Raw genomic sequence first — 17,450 nt, forward strand, 5'->3', positions numbered from 1 at the left:
ATGAGAGATGCTCATCCTCTTCTTATAAAGAAAGAGGGGAGAATATGTGCCTGATTTTTCTATTTTGACGAATAATATTGATATGTATTTAGAAGGATTTAAATATACGGTAATGTCTAGTGTAGTTGCGCTAATAGGAAGTTTTGTTTTAGGAATTGTTATGGCAGTGATGCGAATTTCACCTATTCGTATTTTGAATTGGATTGGCTCTGCCTATGTAGAGTTTGTTCGAAATATTCCACTCGTATTAATTGCATTCATTTTCTATTTTGCTTTGCCTGTAATAGGAATTACTTTCAACGGTTTTGTAGCAGGGACAGTTGCGCTTACAGTTTATACAGCGGCTTTTATTGCGGAAGTAATTCGTGCTGGTATTTTATCAGTCGCGAAAGGTCAAATGGAAGCAGCACGTTCTTCAGGATTAACTTATACGCAAGCGATGTATCATGTCGTCTTACCTCAAGCGATGAAAATCGTCATTCCTCCTCTAGGAAATCAATTTCTCAATTTAGTAAAAAACTCTTCAATACTCGGAATTATTGCTGGAACGGATTTAATGTATCAAGGAGACTTAATTTCAACGAAGACATTCGTTACGTTTGATGTATATATATTTGTCGGGATGTTTTATTTAGTATTAACAATTCCGCTAAGTATGCTAGTGCGTTATTTAGAAAGACGCTTGGCAAAGGAGGGGGTGTAGATGGATTTTCAAGGTGCTATTACAGGAGATCATATACTCTTTTTATTAAAAGGATTGCTTATCACGCTAGAAGTCGCTCTTGTAGCGATTGTACTTAGTTTTATTATCGGTAGTGTAATAGGAACGTTGCGCTATGCAAAAATACCCGTCATCTCACAAATACTAGGCTTTATCGTTGAAGTTATTCGGAATTTACCACTTCTTTTAATTATATTTTTTACGTATTTTGCACTTCCAGAGGCAGGTTTGAAGTTAGAAATTATAACAGCCACAATTGTTGCTTTAACGATATTTGAAGCAGCGATGATATCTGAAATTGTTAGAAGTGGCTTATTATCTATCGAAAGAGGACAAATTGAAGCGGCGCGCTCTTCAGGATTAACATATGTCCAAACACTTTGGCACATTATTTTACCGCAAGCACTTAGAAGAATGGTTCCGCCGCTTGTTAGTCAATTTATTTCATTGTTAAAAGATACGTCATTAGCGGTTGTTATATCATTGCCAGAGCTTATGCATAATGCTCAAATTATTAGCGGGCAGAATTTAAATTATATGATTCCGACATTTATACTAGCAGCCTGTATGTATTTTGTTGTAAACTACGGTTTATCAATTTTATCTAGAAGATTAGAAATACGTTAACTCTTACAAAAAATGTAAGAGTTTTTTCCTTATAAATCCTTTTTTACCTCAAATTAGTATTGTAAGCTCTTAATAGTTGAATTTTTATATTGTTTTATCAGAAAAGTTTTAATTTTATATGGAAATTGTAACCGCTTTCGTGTATATTTTTATTATCAGAAAATTTTAACAAGATATAGGGGTACTTGTAGGGGAGGATTAAGATGCAGCAAACAACGAATGAGCAATTACATCGTACGATGAAGAGTAGACATTTATTTATGATCGCACTAGGTGGTGTAATCGGAACTGGTTTTTTTCTAGGTTCAGGTTACACCATTAATCAGGCTGGACCAGGGGGAGCCATCCTTTCATATTTAGTGGGCGGAGTTATTATGTATTTAACAATGCTTTGTCTTGGAGAGCTAACGGTAGCAATGCCAGTTTCAGGATCTTTCCAAAAGTATGCGACGAAGTTTATTGGACCAGGAACTGGATTTATGATCGGTTGGCTATACTGGATTGGATGGGCAGTAACAGTAGGATTAGAATTAACATCGATCGGTTTAATGATGAAAAGATGGTTTCCGAATGTTGATGTTTGGGTATGGTGTCTCGTATTCGGAGTTATTTTATATGCTTCAAATGCAATATCAGCGAAGAGTTATGCTGAATTAGAGTTTTGGTTCTCTAGTATTAAAGTAGTTACAATTATTGCATTCATTCTACTTGGTGGTAGCGCATTACTAGGATTCTTACCATACGATGGAAAAGAAGCAGCGCCTCTTTTCTCTAACTTTGTAAGTGATGGTGGGCTATTCCCAAATGGACTAGCTGCAGTGCTTCTTACGATGATTACAGTTAACTTTTCCTTCCAAGGAACAGAGTTAATCGGGATTGCAGCAGGAGAGAGTCAGAATCCTGAAAAAACAATTCCACGTGCGATTCGTAATACAGTATGGCGCATTATGTTATTCTTCATTTTAACAATGACAATTTTAGTAGGGTTAATTTCTTGGAAAGAAGCAGGGATAATTGAAAGCCCATTCGTAGTTGTATTTGATAAAATCGGTATTCCATATGCAGCTGATATTATGAACTTCGTTATTATTACAGCTTTATTATCTGTAGCGAACTCAGGATTATATGCAGCAACGCGTATACTATGGTCACTTGCAAATGAAGGAATGGCACCAACTTCTTTCAAGAAGGTAAATAAACGTGGTATTCCAATTACAGCGCTAGTCGTAACGATTGCTGTTGCGGCGTTATCTTTATTAACAAGTTTCCTTGCAGAAGATACAGTATATATGTACTTATTATCTATAGCTGGTTTATCTGCTGTTTCAAGTTGGATCATTATTGCTTTATCGCAACTTCGCTTTAGAAGTCAGTATTTAAAAGGCGGAGGAAAATTAGAGGACTTAAAGTATAGAACACCACTATACCCGCTTGTTCCAATTCTAGCTTTAATTACAAATAGTATCGTTGTTATTAGTTTAGCGTTTATTCCAGAACAAAGAATGGCGTTATATTGTGGTATTCCATTTATCATTTTCTGCTACATATATTATTATATGAGTAAGAAACGGAAGAAACCGATGAAAGTGGAGATGGAAGCAAAGTATGAAAATAAAAATTAAGCATGATGATATAGAGGCAGATCTATCGTATGGTTCATTGACGATAGGGAAAGAAAACGGGTATTCACCGTTACAATTACTCGTTTCTTCTATTGCAGGGTGTAGTGCAATTGTTTTTCGAACGATTTTAGAAAAGAAACGTATTACATACGATACGTTTACAATTGAAACTGAAATTGGTAGAAGTGAAGCTCTATCAAAACCAGTTGAAAGTGTTCATTTGCACTATAAAATTAAAGCGCAAAACATTACAGAAGAGCAATTAGACAAGGCACTGCAACTTGCGGTGAAAAATTGCACAATTGTTCAATCTGTAAAGGATAGTATAAAAGTTACGGAGACAATTGAATTAATGAAGTGAAATGTAAAAACGTGAGAATAGGGCGCTCACGTTTTTATGTTTTTGACAGAGGGGGAAGCATGATGGAATGTTTAGGGTGTAAATTAGCAAATGAAGAAGAAATTATATATAAAGTGTATGAAGATGAGTATGTAACGTGTTTTTTAGATCATGTGCCCTTCTACCCAGGACATACTTTAATCGTTCCAAAGCAGCACGTTTTAGAAGTAGACGAATTAGATGATGTTGTAGCAAAATCAATTATGGATGCTTCTAAGCTTATTGCAAAAGCGATTAAGGCATTATATAAACCAGATGGAATTACGATTTGTCAAAATGGTGGGGTTTTTAATGAGTTAACACATTACCATATGCATGTCGTACCAAGATATAAAGAGCGCTCGTTTGCTGAATTTTATACGGTACAAGCAGAAGAAAAGCAGAATCATAACTTTGAAGAGACACAGAATTTGTTAAAAGAAGCGATAGAACAAATATTGCTTACTGAAAAGGTGTAAGAGGGATGTTCTTAAGGGAACAGTTAGGAAAACTCTAATATTAAAAAGCACAATTTCTCAGTTAAAATAGAGAAATTGTGCTTTTGTTTATTCTATTATTATATTATTAGATTTTTTTATTGAAGAATTACTCATTCGTGTTTTCAGTGTCACAAAGTATATCGTCCATTCGTTATATAGAGTGAGAGGAGGAATTATATGAAATTTACAAACAAAGATTATGAAAAGATGGAAGAGCTATACGAGTTATATGAACAAAAGATTTATTATGTAGCTTATTCTATTTTAAATAATATTCAGCAGGCTGAAGATGCAGTTCAAGAGACGTTTATTACTCTTTATAAGAATTTGGAAAAGCTCCATAGCTTGAATACTCAAGAGCTTAAACGCTATATTTTGAGAATCGCGAAAAATAAAGCGATTGATAGCTACCGGAAAAATAAAAGGCATGAAGTATTCTTAGAAGAATATCAACGAGAATCAACAGAAATAGTACATGAAAATATTGAAGAGTGGGAAAAACGTGTAATGTCCGAGGTTCAGATTGATACATTGTTAGAAGAGTTAAATGAGTCTAACAGACAGGTGTTTAAGTACAAAGTCTTCTATAACTTAACGTATCAAGAAATTTCAAATGTCATGGGGATAACGGAGGCCAATGTCCGCAAGCAGTTTGAACGCGCTCGAAAACGAGTCCAAAATATTATAGGAGGGATACAAAATGACGAATTTAAAGAACTCCAAAGAAATGTATGACCTTGCTGAAAAGATTGCTTTAGATGATTTTGATAAAATCGAAGAACAACATGAATTTTCACATACATATACGCGTAAAAAGAAAGTGTTTATGGAGGAAATGAAGCTGAAAGGCGAGCAACCGCAGAAAAAGCGTAAAAGACATCGTATGTTAATCGCTGCTGCCTGCTTATTGATTGGCATGCCGACAACCGTTTTTGGTGCAGTAAAAGTCTACAATATGATTGTCCAAAAACAAAATTACGAAGTAAATGTTTCAGTAACAAATAAGGACTCGAAAAAAATTGATAAGTGGTATAAGTTGAAAATTGGTAAATTACCAGAAAATATGGAAGCAATTGATGACTCTGCTATGAAATATTCATTTAAAGATAACGACGCAAATGGAGGCTTTTCATTTAGTCTTTGGAGAGTAGGGGAAAATGCGGATTTTCAAACGCTGTACTCGAAAAGTTACGAAGAAAAAGAGGTAAATGGTAGGAAAGCAGTAATTGTCCATAAAGAAACTGGAAACAACAATTTAATGTTTGACAGGAAGGTCTTTCTCTTTTTTGAGAAAGAAGGGATTATGTTAGAAAGTTATATTGGATCCGATGTAAATGAAGAACAAATGATGGATGTGTTAGGGAACATCTCACTTGAGCCTACGTCAAAAGAAAAGGCATCACATATAGTAGATTATGATGAAAATCGTTCTAGCAAAGCAGATGAACCTAAAGAAACTAAGGTTATTCCTTTGAAAAAAGATAGTAAACGACTATTTAGTGTAGGTCAAAAGATTCCAGTAACGATAGAGCAAATTACAGATAACAACAAACTTGAATACGTTATAGAAAAAGTTGAAGTCTTTGATTCAATCAAAGATTTTAAACAAGATAACTTTTATGAACTTGGCTTAGGAATACTAAGCAGGAATCAAGCTTTGGATCAAGCGGGACAATTGATACCATATAGACGAGATAAATATAAGATTGGAAATGGTAAAGATGCAATTGATAAATTAGTAGAATCAAAATTAGTTCATCCTAAATTTGTCTACCTAACAACAACAGTGAAAAATATAGGTAAACAGGCGACAGAAGAAATCTATATGCATCCATCTATAAAACTGCTTAAATCTGAAGGTAATGCATGGAACTACGCTAAAGAAGATGGAATTGCCGAAAAAAATATTATGACGGGCGAGGTTGATTATCTAGAACCCCACGGAGACGGAAAAAGCTTTTATAATATTGGCAGTATCCGACCAGGACAAGTGATGAAAGTTAACTTAGGTTATTTTGTAGATGAGGATAAACTAGATTCAATCTTCCTTGATGCTTTCCATTACAGAGGATTTAGTGGCACTGAGAATATGAATGCGGAATATCGTTGGTGGATTGATATTCGTCAATAGTAAAAACAATAGGAACAACTAGACTAAAAAGCTGCTTATATTTAGCAGCTTTTTTCGTCTCCATACATATGTAAAACTTCTTTCGCACGTATACGTAAACCATCTATTAATTCTTTCGGTTCTAAAACTTTTGCATCTTTTCCAAGTCTATAAAATAAAGGGGTAACAAAGTTGATTTCTCCTTTATCAATTGTTGTATTTATATATCCTGTCCCATCTTCGTTTACTATAACGAACTCTTCAAGGTAGGGAACACTTTTACATTGGCGCACGCCTTCTGTCGTTAATAAAACATGTAACTGAGTAGGAATGTTTATTACGTTAGAGTTAGAGTTAGAGTTAGAGGCAAACCATTCTTCTAAATTTATGAATGTATCTTCATTTTCTTCCGTTGATAATATAGAAAGAATACGATCGACGCGATACAGTAATACCTTTTTTCTACTAAAGTCATAGGACGGCAAATACCATAAACCGTCGTGAGCATATACACCGATAGGATGAACATGTTTTGTTTTTATTCCAGATTTAGATTCGTATTGAAAGTGTAAATTTTTGTTTTCAATAGCCGCTGTTAACACTTCGTTTAAAAAAGGTGTCTCAATATCTCTCTTCGGATTCCAAAAAGAGATATAAGAACGTATTTTATCAACTTTCGCTTTCGCATCATTTTGTAGAGAGCCATACAGTTTGTGTGTAACGGAATTAATTTCTGTATTAAAAGGCAAGTCACGATAGTAGCTTAAAGATTGAAAAGCAAAAAAGATGGAGACTGCTTCTTCTTCGGTAAATAAAATAGGGGGAAGCATGTTGTTTGTTAATACTTTATATCCTCCGTTACGACCTTGTTCTGCATAAATGGGTAATCCCATATCACTTAAATCTAAAATGTATCTATGGACAGTACGAACGGAAATATTAAATTCATCAGCTATTTCCTGAGCTGTAAATGTTTTTTTTGCAGAAGCAAATATAAGAATATCTAATAAGCGTTTAGCTTTTGACAAATGTATCACCTTTTTCTTTTTTAACATGACATAAATTGTCATGTTTTACTGTTAGTATATTGTTTACATCATAATTTTATCAAGATGAGACGCAAGGAGGAAAAGAAATGTCACGTAAAATTGTTTTATTTATTGCAGCGAGCTTAGATGGATTTATCGCGAAAGAAGACGATGATTTAGAGTGGTTAATCGAAACGGAAGGAGAGGGAGACAACGGTTATACGGAAATGTATGAAACAATTGATACAATAATCATGGGAAAGAGAACGTACGATTATGTAGTAGAGCATATGGAACCATTCCCGTACCTAGATAAGAAATGTTATGTTTTTTCTAATTCTGAAAAAGGTTCAAATGGACATGTGGAATTTGTAAATGGAGATGTAGTAGAGTTCACCAAAAGGTTGAAAGAGCAGGAAGGATCTAAAATATGGATGGTCGGTGGAGGGAGTCTACTGAGAGAATTTTTTAGGAATAATCTAATTGATGAATATGTTGTTACGATTACACCTCACATATTAGGTTCTGGTATTCCGCTATTTAAAGAAAAGAACCCGGAAATTAATTTAACTTTAACGGATACAAAACGTTTTGGTCAGTTTGTAAATCTATATTATAAAGTAAAATCTTAAAGGATAAAGAAACACGACTACTGATAGTAGTCGTGTTTTTATATAGATGGCAATGAAATTATAAAGCAAGACCCGTGGTCAACTTCACTTGTGGCAGTAATATTCCCGCCGTGTAGTTCTACGATTTCCTTCACGATAGAAAGTCCTAAACCGGTTCCACCTGTAGCTCGTGTTCTTGCTTTATCAACACGATAAAAGCGGTCGAAAATGTGAGGGAGGTCTTCAGGGGGAATACCTTCTCCCTTGTCCTCAATTTTGATGGAAATATGTTTATGTTCTTCTGTAACAGAAATATTAATATGAGAATGTTCTTTTGAATGTCTATACGCGTTATTTAAAATGTTAGCCATAACTTGTTCAAAGCGCTGCTCATCTAGCTTTACTAAGAGTGAGAGAGGACATGTGAAAACAACTTTAATTTGTTTTTCTCCATACATCACATTTATTTTTTCAGTGATGCGAATAAGGAAAGTGTGTAAATGCACTTCTTTTACTTGAATGAAAAAGTTATGCTTTTCCATTTGAGCGAGTGAAAATAAATCTTGAACTAAGTTTGTAATATAATCAGATTCGTCTTTTATAATGGATAAGTATTGTAAACGTTGCTCAGGAGGTGTATTTTCTTTTAATGCAATGTCAGCATAACCTCTTACGTACGTTAAAGGTGTTCGTAATTCATGAGCAACACTCGCTAGAAATTCACTTCTTTCTGTTTTCATATAATGTAAATCATTTGCTAGAGTTTGGATAGATTCTGCTAGTTCACCAATTTCGTCATTTCGAGTAGTCGTTAATGAAACTGATAAATCGCCCTTACTCATTTTTTCAGTCGCTTGTTTCATGTGTAACAATGGTTTTGTTAATAAACGTGATAATAGAAAAATGGTGATGGCTGTTAATAGAAAAGTAATGACTCCAGCAATAATGAATTGTCTTGTTAGTCCGTTAACCATGTCTTCGATTGATTCCGTTCCGAGAAACATATATACATAGCCTTCCGTTTTTCCTGCCACTACAATTGGGCTAACTGTACATATATAATTAGATGTTTTCCAATGATTCTCTATAATCGCTCCATCATGATCTGTTCGTGTTTGCATTCCTTCAATATGTTTTTTTATAGTAGTATTTATTTCATTGGATTTAGCTAGTACTTCTTTATTTGCATTTGTAATAATAACAGTTGTTTCAGCTTCGGATTCCATTAAAGCAACATGGGAGATTGTTTGCTTATCAAAATACTTTTCAAGGACATCTCGGTGACTATTTCCACGCTTTAATAAAGCAGTCATTTCTTCATTTACTCTAGTGTTCACAAGGCTATAATAGAGCAAGACAAATAGAACACTTTCGATTAAAAGTGTAACAATTAGAAAATAAAATCCGAGTTGAATAGAAATTCGCTTCATCGCTTTGCTCCTTAATCTAGGGTATCAATCCATCGATACCCTACTCCATATACAGTTTTTAAATGGTGATCAATAGGGAAATTTACTTTTCGTAATTTATCACGCAAATTACGAATATGTGAATCGACTGTTCTATCTTCTGTATTTGTATTCAATCCCCAAATTCGTTCAATGAGCTGATCACGGCTTAATACATAGTTCACATGACGTAAAAATAATCCGAGTAAAGAGAATTCGATTGGTGTGAGAAGAAGTTCTTCATTATAGACAGAAATGAAATGTTTGGCCTCATCCCATAAAATGCCGTGATATTGGATTTGCGCGTGTTGATTTGTTCGCCTTAAAACAGCTTCAATTCTTGCGAAAAGCTCCTCTTCGTGGAATGGTTTCGTCACGTAATCATCCGCTCCAAGTTTTAACCCTTGGATGACATCTACCGTTTGATCACGAGCAGTTACCATAATGATTGGAACGTTACTAAATGATCGAATTCTTTTGCACGTTTTCCACCCGTCCATCTTTGGCATCATAATATCGAGTAAAACAAATTTGAAGTTTCGATTTTCTATATGTGAAATAGCTTCTTCTCCGGACACTGCACATACGCAGTTGTATCCGATTGGAGTAAGATAAAGTGATAATAATTCAAGCATTCTCGGTTCATCATCTACAAGTAGTATATCGATCATAGAGTACCTCCGCATTTGTAGTTATTACTTAAATTGTAAGTCAAAATCATGAAGAAATGGTGCAGATTATAATGCATCTGCATAATTTCTTCAGAATTGCTTGTTATTGTAAAGTTGAAATTCCATTTTAGGTAATAAGATTGGTTCGAAAACAATTACGGGGGCGATATAGTGAAAAAGATGACCCGAATTTTTGGGATAACAATAATCGCGGCAGTCGGTCTTGCGGCATGCGGACAAACGAATACAGATCATAAAAATCATGAATCTACAAAAGAGAAGAAAACAGAGCAAAAGGAAATGAAAATGAATCAGGAGATAACTGCGCCGAAAGAAATGAATGCCGGGGCATCAGAGGATTTATTAACGACAAGTTTAAAAAATGTAACGAGATTAAATACAAATAATCCTCTGCAAATGGCAGTGTTAACTTCGCAAACGATATGGCCAGCAACGCATAAAGAGAATCGGCCAGGTGCTGTTATTTTAGTGCCAGTGAACGAGTGGCAATTGGGTATTGCAAGTGCGGATCTTATTCATCATCCGAATAACGGACCGATTTTATTTATAGAAAAAGAAGTGGTACCCGAAATGACGTTAAAAGAAATAAAACGATTAAATCCGCTCGGAACGAAAGATGGAACGCAAATTATGGTGATGGGGGATGTAGGGGCATCTGCGCTTGAGCAATTAAAAGAGTATAAAGTGAAGCAAATAAAAGAAACGGATTCAGCTAAATTTGCTAAAGATGTTGATAAAGAATATGCCGATATAACAGGGAATTATCCAAATAGCGTTATTATCGGTTCGTCTGAAGAAGAAGGACGTTTATATACAACACCAGCTGTAAATTGGATTTCTCATATGCCAGAGCCACTTTTATATACAGAAAAAGATAAGGTGCCAGAAGCGACAGTAGAGGCATTAAAAATGAGAAAAGATAAAGCAAGTATATATGTGTTAGGACCAGAAAAAATCATTTCAAAAGAAGTAGAAAAAGAGTTAAGTAAATACGGTAAAGTAACACGTATTAGTGGGGAGACTCCAACAGAAAATTCGGTTGCATTTGCGAAATTTAAAGATAAAAAAACGAAATTTGGCTGGGGGTTCACAAAACCTGGTCACGGTTTGTCGTTTGTTTCGAGTAAAACACCAGACTTAGCAATTGCGGGAGCACCGTTTTCACATATGGGTAAACATGCCCCTGTTGTTTTGCTTGAGGAAGGAAGAGCTTCACAACCAGTTTATGACTTCCTTGCTACTATTCAGCCGAAGTTTAAAGATGATCCAACACTTGGACCGTATAACCATGGTTTCCTATTAGGAAGTAATAGTGATATTTCATTTGAAACACAAGGGATATTAGATGGGAGGTTAGAAATTGTTCAGGAAAGTGGTCAAGGTCACGGTGGACATTAATGAAATGAGAAAAGACGCTGTTAAGGTAGCGTCTTTTCTTTAGGAAACTTTTACATAGCACAACATCCTTTGCTCGTTATATAATAGCCTTCGTGCAGTCGGCCTAGATTTTCTTACGGAGAGAATCAAATGATAAAAGAGTAGAGGGTGGTAGCTTGTTTCAAAAGATAAAAAATGAATGGTTTTCTAATGTGAAAGGGGACGTACTATCAGGAATTGTCGTTGCTTTAGCATTAATTCCTGAAGCGATAGCTTTTTCTGTTATTGCAGGTGTAGATCCGACGGTTGGATTGTACGCGGCCTTTTGTATTGCGGTTACAATCTCATTTGTTGGCGGAAGACCTGGGATGATCTCGGCGGCAACAGGTGCAATGGCATTATTAATGGTGACGCTCGTTAAAGATCATGGTTTGCAATATTTATTTGCTGTGACAATAGTAACAGGTATTGTTCAAATTATTTTTGGAGTGTTCAAGCTGAGCTCATTTATGAAGTTTGTTCCTAAATCCGTTATGAGTGGTTTTTTAAATTCACTTGGAATTTTAGTTTTTACAGCGCAATTGCCGCATTTTAAAAATGCAACTTGGCAAATGTATGCACTTGTCGCATTAGGACTTGCAATTATATATGTATTTCCACGTATTACGACGGCTGTACCGTCTACACTTATTTCAATTATTATTGTGACAAGTATTGCACTTATGAGTGGATTACAGTTGAAAACAGTAGGGGATATGGGAAGCTTACCGAAAGAATTACCGTTCTTCAGCGTTCCTGATGTGCCGTTTACACTTGAGACATTAGGTATTATTTTACCGTACTCAGTTATGCTTGCAATTATCGGCTTACTAGAGTCATTATTAACAGCTTCGGTTTTAGACGATATGACACATACGGAAAGCAATAAACATAAGGAAGCACGTGGGCAAGGTATTGCAAACATTGTCGCTGGTTTCTTCGGAGGAATGGCAGGATGTGCAATGATTGGACAATCTGTTATTAACATTAAATCAGGTGGTCGCGGGAGATTATCGACGTTTGTAGCCGGTGGATTTTTAATCGTATTGCTATTTATTTTAGGTGATTATGTTGTTCATATTCCGATGGCTGCTTTAGTTGCTGTTATGATTATGGTTTCGATTGGGACGTTTGATTGGAACTCTGTAGCAACGATTCATAAAGTACCAAAAGGAAATGCATTTGTTATGATCGTAACAGTTGTGATTGTCCTAATTACACATAATTTGGGATTAGGTGTAATTATCGGAACGATAATTAGTGCAGTTTTATTTGCATTCAATATGGCAAAGATTCACGTGAAACATTTGTATATTGAAAATAAGAAAATATATGAAATTCACGGCCAACTATTCTTCGCATCTACGGCAGATTTTATAAATGCTTTTTCATATAATGAAGATGTGAAAGAAATTGAGATGAATTTTACTAACGCACACGTATGGGATGATTCAGCAGTAGCGGCAATTGATAAAGTTATCATGAAGTATGAACAGAACGGTGTGAAAGTAAGGATCACAGGGTTAAATGAACGAAGCTCGAAGATTGTTTCAAATCTAGCTACTTATAATAAGAGAATTGCTAGTTAGAAGCCTCCTTTTTAGGGGGCTTTATTATATAATACGAGTAGGATAACGAAAAGGGGATTCAGCATATGTACAAACAAATTTTATTAGCATGTGATGGTTCTGAACATGCACTTCGAGCAGCCGAGCATGCAACATATATTGCGAAATTTAACGAAGAAACACATGTTGAAGTTGTGTACGTAGTAGATAATAGAACGGCAAAATCAGATATTATACAAGGACAAACGGATTTAGAAACAATATCAGCTAGTCGAAAAGATAAATTAAAAGAGATTGAGGGTTTATTAAAGAAAGAGAACATTTCCTACAAAATTACGATTCTACATGGCGATCCAGGGGATACGATTGTTCAATATGTAAATACAGGAGATATAGATCTTGTTATTGCTGGGAGTAGAGGGCTAAATACACTGCAAGAGATGGTGCTTGGTAGTGTAAGTCATAAAATAGCAAAGCGTGTGAAATGCCCGGTTATGATTATAAAGTGAAGCTTTAATCAGTGGGGGTTTTGTTCATCCCCCACCTAACTTCTTTGCTTTCGCTGAATTTTGAGGTGTGGGTCTTACTGCCCGGCGAATAGCGGGATAAAATAAATTGAGTGAGATAGTCTGTAGTGTAAGCGAGACCTTGATATAATTCGAGGTCTTTTTTGATGTATAGAGGGGGAGATTATGGCCATACTAGATATAAGTTTAGAGGGGAATTGTTAACTTACAAATTTGTAAGTTAGTTGTCAGTGAAATCGATGTTATGAAATTTTTTCCATTGATACAATAAGAATATCAAAGGGGATATAGGGAGGATGGAAGGTATGAAATCATTTCAAAATTTGTCTTATAGCCAAGGGATAAGCTTAATTTGTTTAGGTGGATTTGCTGGATCTGTTATGTTAGCTGTTTTAATAAAGATGATTCATCAAATCTTTTAATTTTAGAGTAGGGAAGGAATTGGTTGTTATTAATAGCAAGAGAAGTATTATAAATAAAAAATAGCTCCTAGCATGTATCTTAGTGCTAGGAGCTATTTTCTTATTTCTCTGTTTCTGCTTTATCGCTTGTTACGCTAACTTTACCCCACTTGTATTGATCTTCTGGTGTATATTTATAATCTTTTACGCGATTATTTACACCTTTTAAGTCAAATTTATAATGAAGTGGAATTAATGGTACTTCGTCATGAACTAATTTTTGCCATTTATCGTAGACATCTTTACGGTACTTTTCATCAGCAGCTTCTGGAGAAATACCTTGTTTTAATAATTCTGTGTTTTTGTCAGTAGCCCAACGTGGGTAATTGAACGCTGCATCTTTAGCCCAAATACCAGAAGGATCTGGGTCAGATCCAGTTCCCCAAGCTGCCGCGAAAAGATCAACTTTTGGATCATCTTTTTTAATCATATCGTAGAATGAGTTAAATTCATGTAAGCGACCATCAAGAAGCTCTACTTTTAGGCCGATGTCTTTCCAAGATTGAATAAAGAATTTTGCAAGTGGTTCACTTACATCGCTACCACTCATTGATAAGAAATTAGCTTTAAATTCTTTACCATTGGGATCTTCACGGAATCCATCTCCGTTCGTATCTTTATAGCCAGCTTCATCTAATAATTTTTTAGCTTTCTCTATATCTTTATCATAGGCACCAGCTTTATTGTTATGATATTTTGGTAGAGATGGTGGGATTGGTGAGTTAGCCGGATAACGTAGGCCGTGATATAATTTTTCACCAATTTCTTTTCGATCGATAGCATACGCCATTGCTTGACGTACACGAACATCTTTAAATTTCTCCTTATCCATTACTACTTCTTCTTTTTCTTTATCCATATGGCCTAATTTAAAACCGATATAGCTATAGTATAAATCAGTTTTACCGACTAATTGTGCATTTTTTAATGTACTTACATTTGGATACTGATCTGCACTTACTTCAGCAATGTCAATATCACCATTTTTTAAGGACGCGTTAACAACGGAAGGGTTAACAACTTTTAAAACCATACTTTTTAGTTTTGGTTTTCCGCCATAATAATCATCAAAACGTTCAAATTCAACAGCTTCACCTGGCGTAATTTTCTTCACTTTAAAAGGTCCGAAACCAATTGGGTTTTTACGGATTTTATCAGATTCTGCTAATTTATCGATTGGTACATCTCCTAAGTATTTCTTATGAAGAGGGTATGTCCAAAGCCCAGTTTTCACTGAAGGATTCGGTTCTTTAAACGTAATCGAAATTGTTTTTGGATCCGTTACCTTTATACCTGAAATTTTTTCGGCTTTTCCATTATGGTAATCTTCCATACCTTCAATCATTTGCATTTGAGTGTCATAGCGAGAACCGGCATATTGTTTGTTACCAATCACTAGATAAGAGTATTCTAAATCCTCAGCAGTAACAGGGTTTCCATCATGCCATTTTACATTATCTTTAATTTTAAGTGTAATTGTCTTTTTATCTTTAGAAATTTCATATGTAGCAGCACCATCATTCGTGTATTCCCAGTTTTCGTCATTTGATAATAAAGATTCATCGAAAATTGTAATGACCTGGTTATCAGGATCTCCTTCATATACAGCGAAGTTCAAAAGTCCTTCAAATGGTGTGTTAGAAACAAGACCATATGTTAATGAACCATCTTTAATTTCCTTTTTATCATTTTTAACAGATGCACTAAATTTATTTGTATCTACTTTTTTTGTGCTGCTCGTTTTTTCACTACCACCACTGCCCCCACATGCTGAAAGTAGTAATGTTGAAACCGCAAGTGTACTTAATACTTTGAAAAATTTTGGCTTATTTGTCATTTCTTCCACCCCTTATCCTTTTCTTTGTCTTGCGTCGGCCGAACGACGTAGCGCTTGACCAATAAAATTTATACACAGCATCAATGCTAAAATCATGATTGATGCGGGTAACCAAATCCACCATTTCTCTTGTAATACATCTGGATTTCTAGCATAACTAACAAGTGTACCAAGGCTTGGTGTACTTTCTGGTAGACCAAATCCTAAGAAAGTTAGACCAGATTCAATACCGATGTTTCCAGCAAGATTTAATGTAACACTAACAATGATAATTGAGCTTAAGTTAGGTAGTACTTGGAAAAGAATGATTTTCCAGTTTGGTGTTCCTAAAGTTTTAGATGCAGAGACATAATCTAGTTCTTTTTCAGTTAATACTTTTGAGCGAATTAATCTGGCCTTGCCTGTCCATAAGAACACGCTCATAATTAAAATGAAAGTAAAGATATTGAATGTAGGAACAAGTGTAATAAATACAATTACAAGCATTAAAAATGGTAAAACCATAACAAAGTCGATAATGCGCATAATGATATTATCAATAGCTCCTCCAAAATACCCGGCAATTAATCCAATTGAAAGACCAATTAAACAAGAAAGAATAGTAATTGCTAATCCAATTGTAAAGGAGTTACGTGTACCAATAATAAGTTGGCCGAAAATGTCGCGTCCTCCGTAATCTGTTCCTAACCAATGTTCAGCAGAGGGAGGAGCATAAATAGCGAATAAATCAACTCGTACAATATCTTCTTGTTTCATAATAAAAGATGTTGCGTAGACTGCTACTAATAAGATTGCTAGGAAAATAAGTGAAAACATTGCTAATTTATCTTTACGAAGTTCTCGCCACATAATAGAGAAACCAGAAGGGCTTTTTTCGTAATGAATAACTTCAGTTTGTTTTTCAGGGTTTGCTAACATAACGTCATCTCCTTTCTTTAATCAATACGAATACGTGGATCGACGATGCTTAGAATAATATCTGAAAGGAGAGTTCCAAGTAACGTTGCAAATCCAGTAAACATAACGAGTGTAGTTATTACACTAAAATCACGTTGAGAGATAGATTGTATAAATAGTTGTCCAATTCCTGGATAGCTAAAAATACTTTCTAAAAAGATGGCACCGCCAACTAATCCTGTAATTTCATAGCCTAAGAAGGCTGCAATTGGTAAGAATGAATTTCGTAAAATATGTCTAGAATAGATTTTTGATTCTGGAACACCTTTTGCTCTTACTGTACGAACAAAATCTTTATGTTTCGTATCAATAATTTCGCTTCGTAAATATTGAACAGTACCAACTGTTGCGATTAATGCCCCGGATAAAGCTGGTAGTAGCATGTGATTCAATTTGCTTAAATAGTAAGCAAATGTACCTGTTGCAACTTGAGGATCTACGCTACCGCCGGTTGGGAATATTGCAAACTTAAATCCGAATAGGAAGAGCATAACTAGTGCAAATATAAATAGTGGTGTAGCAAAACCTAGATAGTTGTAAAGGGTAATGAGTCGATCAGCCCAGGTATCATTCCAACGCCCACTTATAACTCCGAGTGGTATGGCAATTAAATAAGTAAGAATAAGAATGACAAGTGCTAAAGATACTGTGTTTCCAAGTCGTTCTCCAATTAAATCGGTTACTTTCATTTTATGTGCATAGGAAATACCAAAGTCACCTTGGGCTGCATTTTTAATCCAGCGAACATATTGTGTTGTAACTGGGTCATTTAATCCAAGCTTTTCTCGCTGTTCTTCAATCACTTTTGGATCCGCTTTTGGATTCATTGCTTTGCCAGTTAAGGCATCGCCTGGCATTGCCTTAGCTAGTAGAAAGACAAGTACACTTAACACGAATAATTGCGGGATCATCACTAAAAATCTTCGTAATATAAACTTCCACATGT

18 protein-coding genes are annotated in these 17,450 nt (G+C 35.1%); 12 read left to right on the forward strand and 6 right to left on the reverse strand.

Annotated elements, in window-relative coordinates; all coding sequences use genetic code 11:
* Positions 1–46: 46 nt before the first annotated feature.
* From JTF23_RS11030 to JTF23_RS11060, 7 genes are all read left to right on the forward strand, one after another.
* Entirely contained in the window at positions 47–703 is a 657-nt protein-coding gene (locus JTF23_RS11030) for an amino acid ABC transporter permease (RefSeq protein WP_078180787.1), read from the forward strand.
* Positions 704–1,348: an amino acid ABC transporter permease gene (locus JTF23_RS11035; protein ID WP_204208747.1), complete on the forward strand. Its 645-nt coding sequence runs from the start codon at positions 704–706 to the stop codon at positions 1,346–1,348.
* A 203-nt stretch (positions 1,349–1,551) separates the two neighbouring features.
* Positions 1,552–2,970, forward strand: a complete 1,419-nt coding sequence (locus tag JTF23_RS11040; RefSeq protein ID WP_002159301.1) for an amino acid permease — start codon at positions 1,552–1,554, stop codon at positions 2,968–2,970.
* Entirely contained in the window at positions 2,954–3,331 is a 378-nt protein-coding gene (locus JTF23_RS11045) for an OsmC family protein (protein WP_204208748.1), read from the forward strand. Before JTF23_RS11040 ends, JTF23_RS11045 begins: the two co-directional genes overlap by 17 nt.
* An 11-nt stretch (positions 3,332–3,342) precedes the next feature.
* Positions 3,343–3,828 (forward strand): HIT family protein, encoded by a 486-nt coding sequence (locus JTF23_RS11050; RefSeq protein WP_204208749.1) that lies wholly within the window; start codon positions 3,343–3,345, stop codon positions 3,826–3,828.
* Between the two features lie 198 nt (positions 3,829–4,026).
* Positions 4,027–4,584, forward strand: a complete 558-nt coding sequence (locus JTF23_RS11055) for an RNA polymerase sigma factor (protein ID WP_204208750.1) — start codon at positions 4,027–4,029, stop codon at positions 4,582–4,584.
* Positions 4,550–5,980, forward strand: coding sequence for a DUF4367 domain-containing protein (locus JTF23_RS11060; protein WP_204208751.1), 1,431 nt, complete (start codon positions 4,550–4,552; stop codon positions 5,978–5,980). The genes JTF23_RS11055 and JTF23_RS11060 overlap by 35 nt, the downstream gene beginning before the upstream one ends.
* A 41-nt stretch (positions 5,981–6,021) precedes the next feature.
* Here the strand turns inward: JTF23_RS11060 and JTF23_RS11065 are convergent, their stop codons facing one another.
* Positions 6,022–7,029 (reverse strand): helix-turn-helix transcriptional regulator, encoded by a 1,008-nt coding sequence (locus JTF23_RS11065; protein ID WP_204208752.1) that lies wholly within the window; start codon positions 7,027–7,029, stop codon positions 6,022–6,024.
* 65 nt (positions 7,030–7,094) lie between these two features.
* Between JTF23_RS11065 and JTF23_RS11070 the strand changes: the two genes are divergently transcribed.
* Positions 7,095–7,619, forward strand: coding sequence for a dihydrofolate reductase family protein (locus JTF23_RS11070; RefSeq protein WP_078173832.1), 525 nt, complete (start codon positions 7,095–7,097; stop codon positions 7,617–7,619).
* A 38-nt stretch (positions 7,620–7,657) separates the two neighbouring features.
* On the opposite strand, the gene JTF23_RS11075 is transcribed toward JTF23_RS11070, so the two are convergent.
* Together JTF23_RS11075 and JTF23_RS11080 are read right to left on the reverse strand one after the other, a co-directional pair.
* Positions 7,658–9,028, reverse strand: a complete 1,371-nt coding sequence (locus JTF23_RS11075) for a sensor histidine kinase (protein WP_204208753.1) — start codon at positions 9,026–9,028, stop codon at positions 7,658–7,660.
* Between the two features lie 11 nt (positions 9,029–9,039).
* The gene (locus JTF23_RS11080) at positions 9,040–9,717 is read right to left on the reverse strand and encodes a response regulator transcription factor (protein WP_204208754.1); all 678 of its coding nucleotides are present in this window, start codon (positions 9,715–9,717) and stop codon (positions 9,040–9,042) included.
* Between the two features lie 171 nt (positions 9,718–9,888).
* Between JTF23_RS11080 and JTF23_RS11085 the strand changes: the two genes are divergently transcribed.
* The 4 genes from JTF23_RS11085 to JTF23_RS11100 all read left to right on the forward strand — a co-directional run bounded on the left by JTF23_RS11085 (position 9,889) and on the right by JTF23_RS11100 (position 13,671).
* Positions 9,889–11,136, forward strand: coding sequence for a cell wall-binding repeat-containing protein (locus tag JTF23_RS11085; RefSeq protein WP_204208755.1), 1,248 nt, complete (start codon positions 9,889–9,891; stop codon positions 11,134–11,136).
* Positions 11,137–11,291: 155 nt separating this feature from the next.
* Positions 11,292–12,743 (forward strand): SulP family inorganic anion transporter, encoded by a 1,452-nt coding sequence (locus JTF23_RS11090; RefSeq protein WP_204208756.1) that lies wholly within the window; start codon positions 11,292–11,294, stop codon positions 12,741–12,743.
* A 65-nt stretch (positions 12,744–12,808) separates the two neighbouring features.
* Positions 12,809–13,231 (forward strand): universal stress protein, encoded by a 423-nt coding sequence (locus JTF23_RS11095; protein WP_002159291.1) that lies wholly within the window; start codon positions 12,809–12,811, stop codon positions 13,229–13,231.
* A 323-nt stretch (positions 13,232–13,554) separates the two neighbouring features.
* Positions 13,555–13,671, forward strand: a complete 117-nt coding sequence (locus JTF23_RS11100) for a DUF4027 family protein (protein ID WP_204208757.1) — start codon at positions 13,555–13,557, stop codon at positions 13,669–13,671.
* 100 nt (positions 13,672–13,771) lie between these two features.
* On the opposite strand, the gene opp4A is transcribed toward JTF23_RS11100, so the two are convergent.
* Genes opp4A through opp4B form a run of 3 tightly spaced genes read right to left on the reverse strand, consistent with a single transcriptional unit; the run spans position 13,772 to position 17,448 of the window.
* The gene (gene opp4A / locus JTF23_RS11105; protein ID WP_033708792.1) at positions 13,772–15,547 is read right to left on the reverse strand and encodes an oligopeptide ABC transporter substrate-binding protein; all 1,776 of its coding nucleotides are present in this window, start codon (positions 15,545–15,547) and stop codon (positions 13,772–13,774) included.
* Positions 15,548–15,559: 12 nt separating this feature from the next.
* On the reverse strand, positions 15,560–16,465 hold the full coding sequence (locus tag JTF23_RS11110) for an ABC transporter permease (protein WP_078176720.1): 906 nt from the start codon (positions 16,463–16,465) through the stop codon (positions 15,560–15,562).
* Between the two features lie 17 nt (positions 16,466–16,482).
* Positions 16,483–17,448, reverse strand: a complete 966-nt coding sequence (opp4B, locus tag JTF23_RS11115; protein ID WP_033655978.1) for an oligopeptide ABC transporter permease — start codon at positions 17,446–17,448, stop codon at positions 16,483–16,485.
* Positions 17,449–17,450: the final 2 nt, after the last annotated feature.

The sequence above is a fragment of the Bacillus sp. RIT 809 genome (assembly GCF_016892495.1).
GTDB lineage: Bacteria > Bacillota > Bacilli > Bacillales > Bacillaceae_G > Bacillus_A > Bacillus_A cereus_U.

Excerpts from the sequence above, each read along its gene's own strand:
- JTF23_RS11035 (WP_204208747.1), top strand. The coding sequence starts at position 704 with ATGGATTTTCAAGGTGCTATTACAGGAGATCATATACTCTTTTTATTA.
- JTF23_RS11040 (WP_002159301.1), top strand. The coding sequence starts at position 1,552 with ATGCAGCAAACAACGAATGAGCAATTACATCGTACGATGAAGAGTAGA.
- JTF23_RS11045 (WP_204208748.1), top strand. The coding sequence starts at position 2,954 with ATGAAAATAAAAATTAAGCATGATGATATAGAGGCAGATCTATCGTAT.
- JTF23_RS11055 (WP_204208750.1), top strand. The coding sequence starts at position 4,027 with ATGAAATTTACAAACAAAGATTATGAAAAGATGGAAGAGCTATACGAG.
- JTF23_RS11060 (WP_204208751.1), top strand. The coding sequence starts at position 4,550 with ATGACGAATTTAAAGAACTCCAAAGAAATGTATGACCTTGCTGAAAAG.
- JTF23_RS11065 (WP_204208752.1), bottom strand. The coding sequence starts at position 7,029 with ATGACAATTTATGTCATGTTAAAAAAGAAAAAGGTGATACATTTGTCA.
- JTF23_RS11070 (WP_078173832.1), top strand. The coding sequence starts at position 7,095 with ATGTCACGTAAAATTGTTTTATTTATTGCAGCGAGCTTAGATGGATTT.
- JTF23_RS11075 (WP_204208753.1), bottom strand. The coding sequence starts at position 9,028 with ATGAAGCGAATTTCTATTCAACTCGGATTTTATTTTCTAATTGTTACA.
- JTF23_RS11080 (WP_204208754.1), bottom strand. The coding sequence starts at position 9,717 with ATGATCGATATACTACTTGTAGATGATGAACCGAGAATGCTTGAATTA.
- JTF23_RS11095 (WP_002159291.1), top strand. The coding sequence starts at position 12,809 with ATGTACAAACAAATTTTATTAGCATGTGATGGTTCTGAACATGCACTT.
- JTF23_RS11100 (WP_204208757.1), top strand. The coding sequence starts at position 13,555 with ATGAAATCATTTCAAAATTTGTCTTATAGCCAAGGGATAAGCTTAATT.
- opp4A (WP_033708792.1), bottom strand. The coding sequence starts at position 15,547 with ATGACAAATAAGCCAAAATTTTTCAAAGTATTAAGTACACTTGCGGTT.
- JTF23_RS11110 (WP_078176720.1), bottom strand. The coding sequence starts at position 16,465 with ATGTTAGCAAACCCTGAAAAACAAACTGAAGTTATTCATTACGAAAAA.
- opp4B (WP_033655978.1), bottom strand. The coding sequence starts at position 17,448 with ATGTGGAAGTTTATATTACGAAGATTTTTAGTGATGATCCCGCAATTA.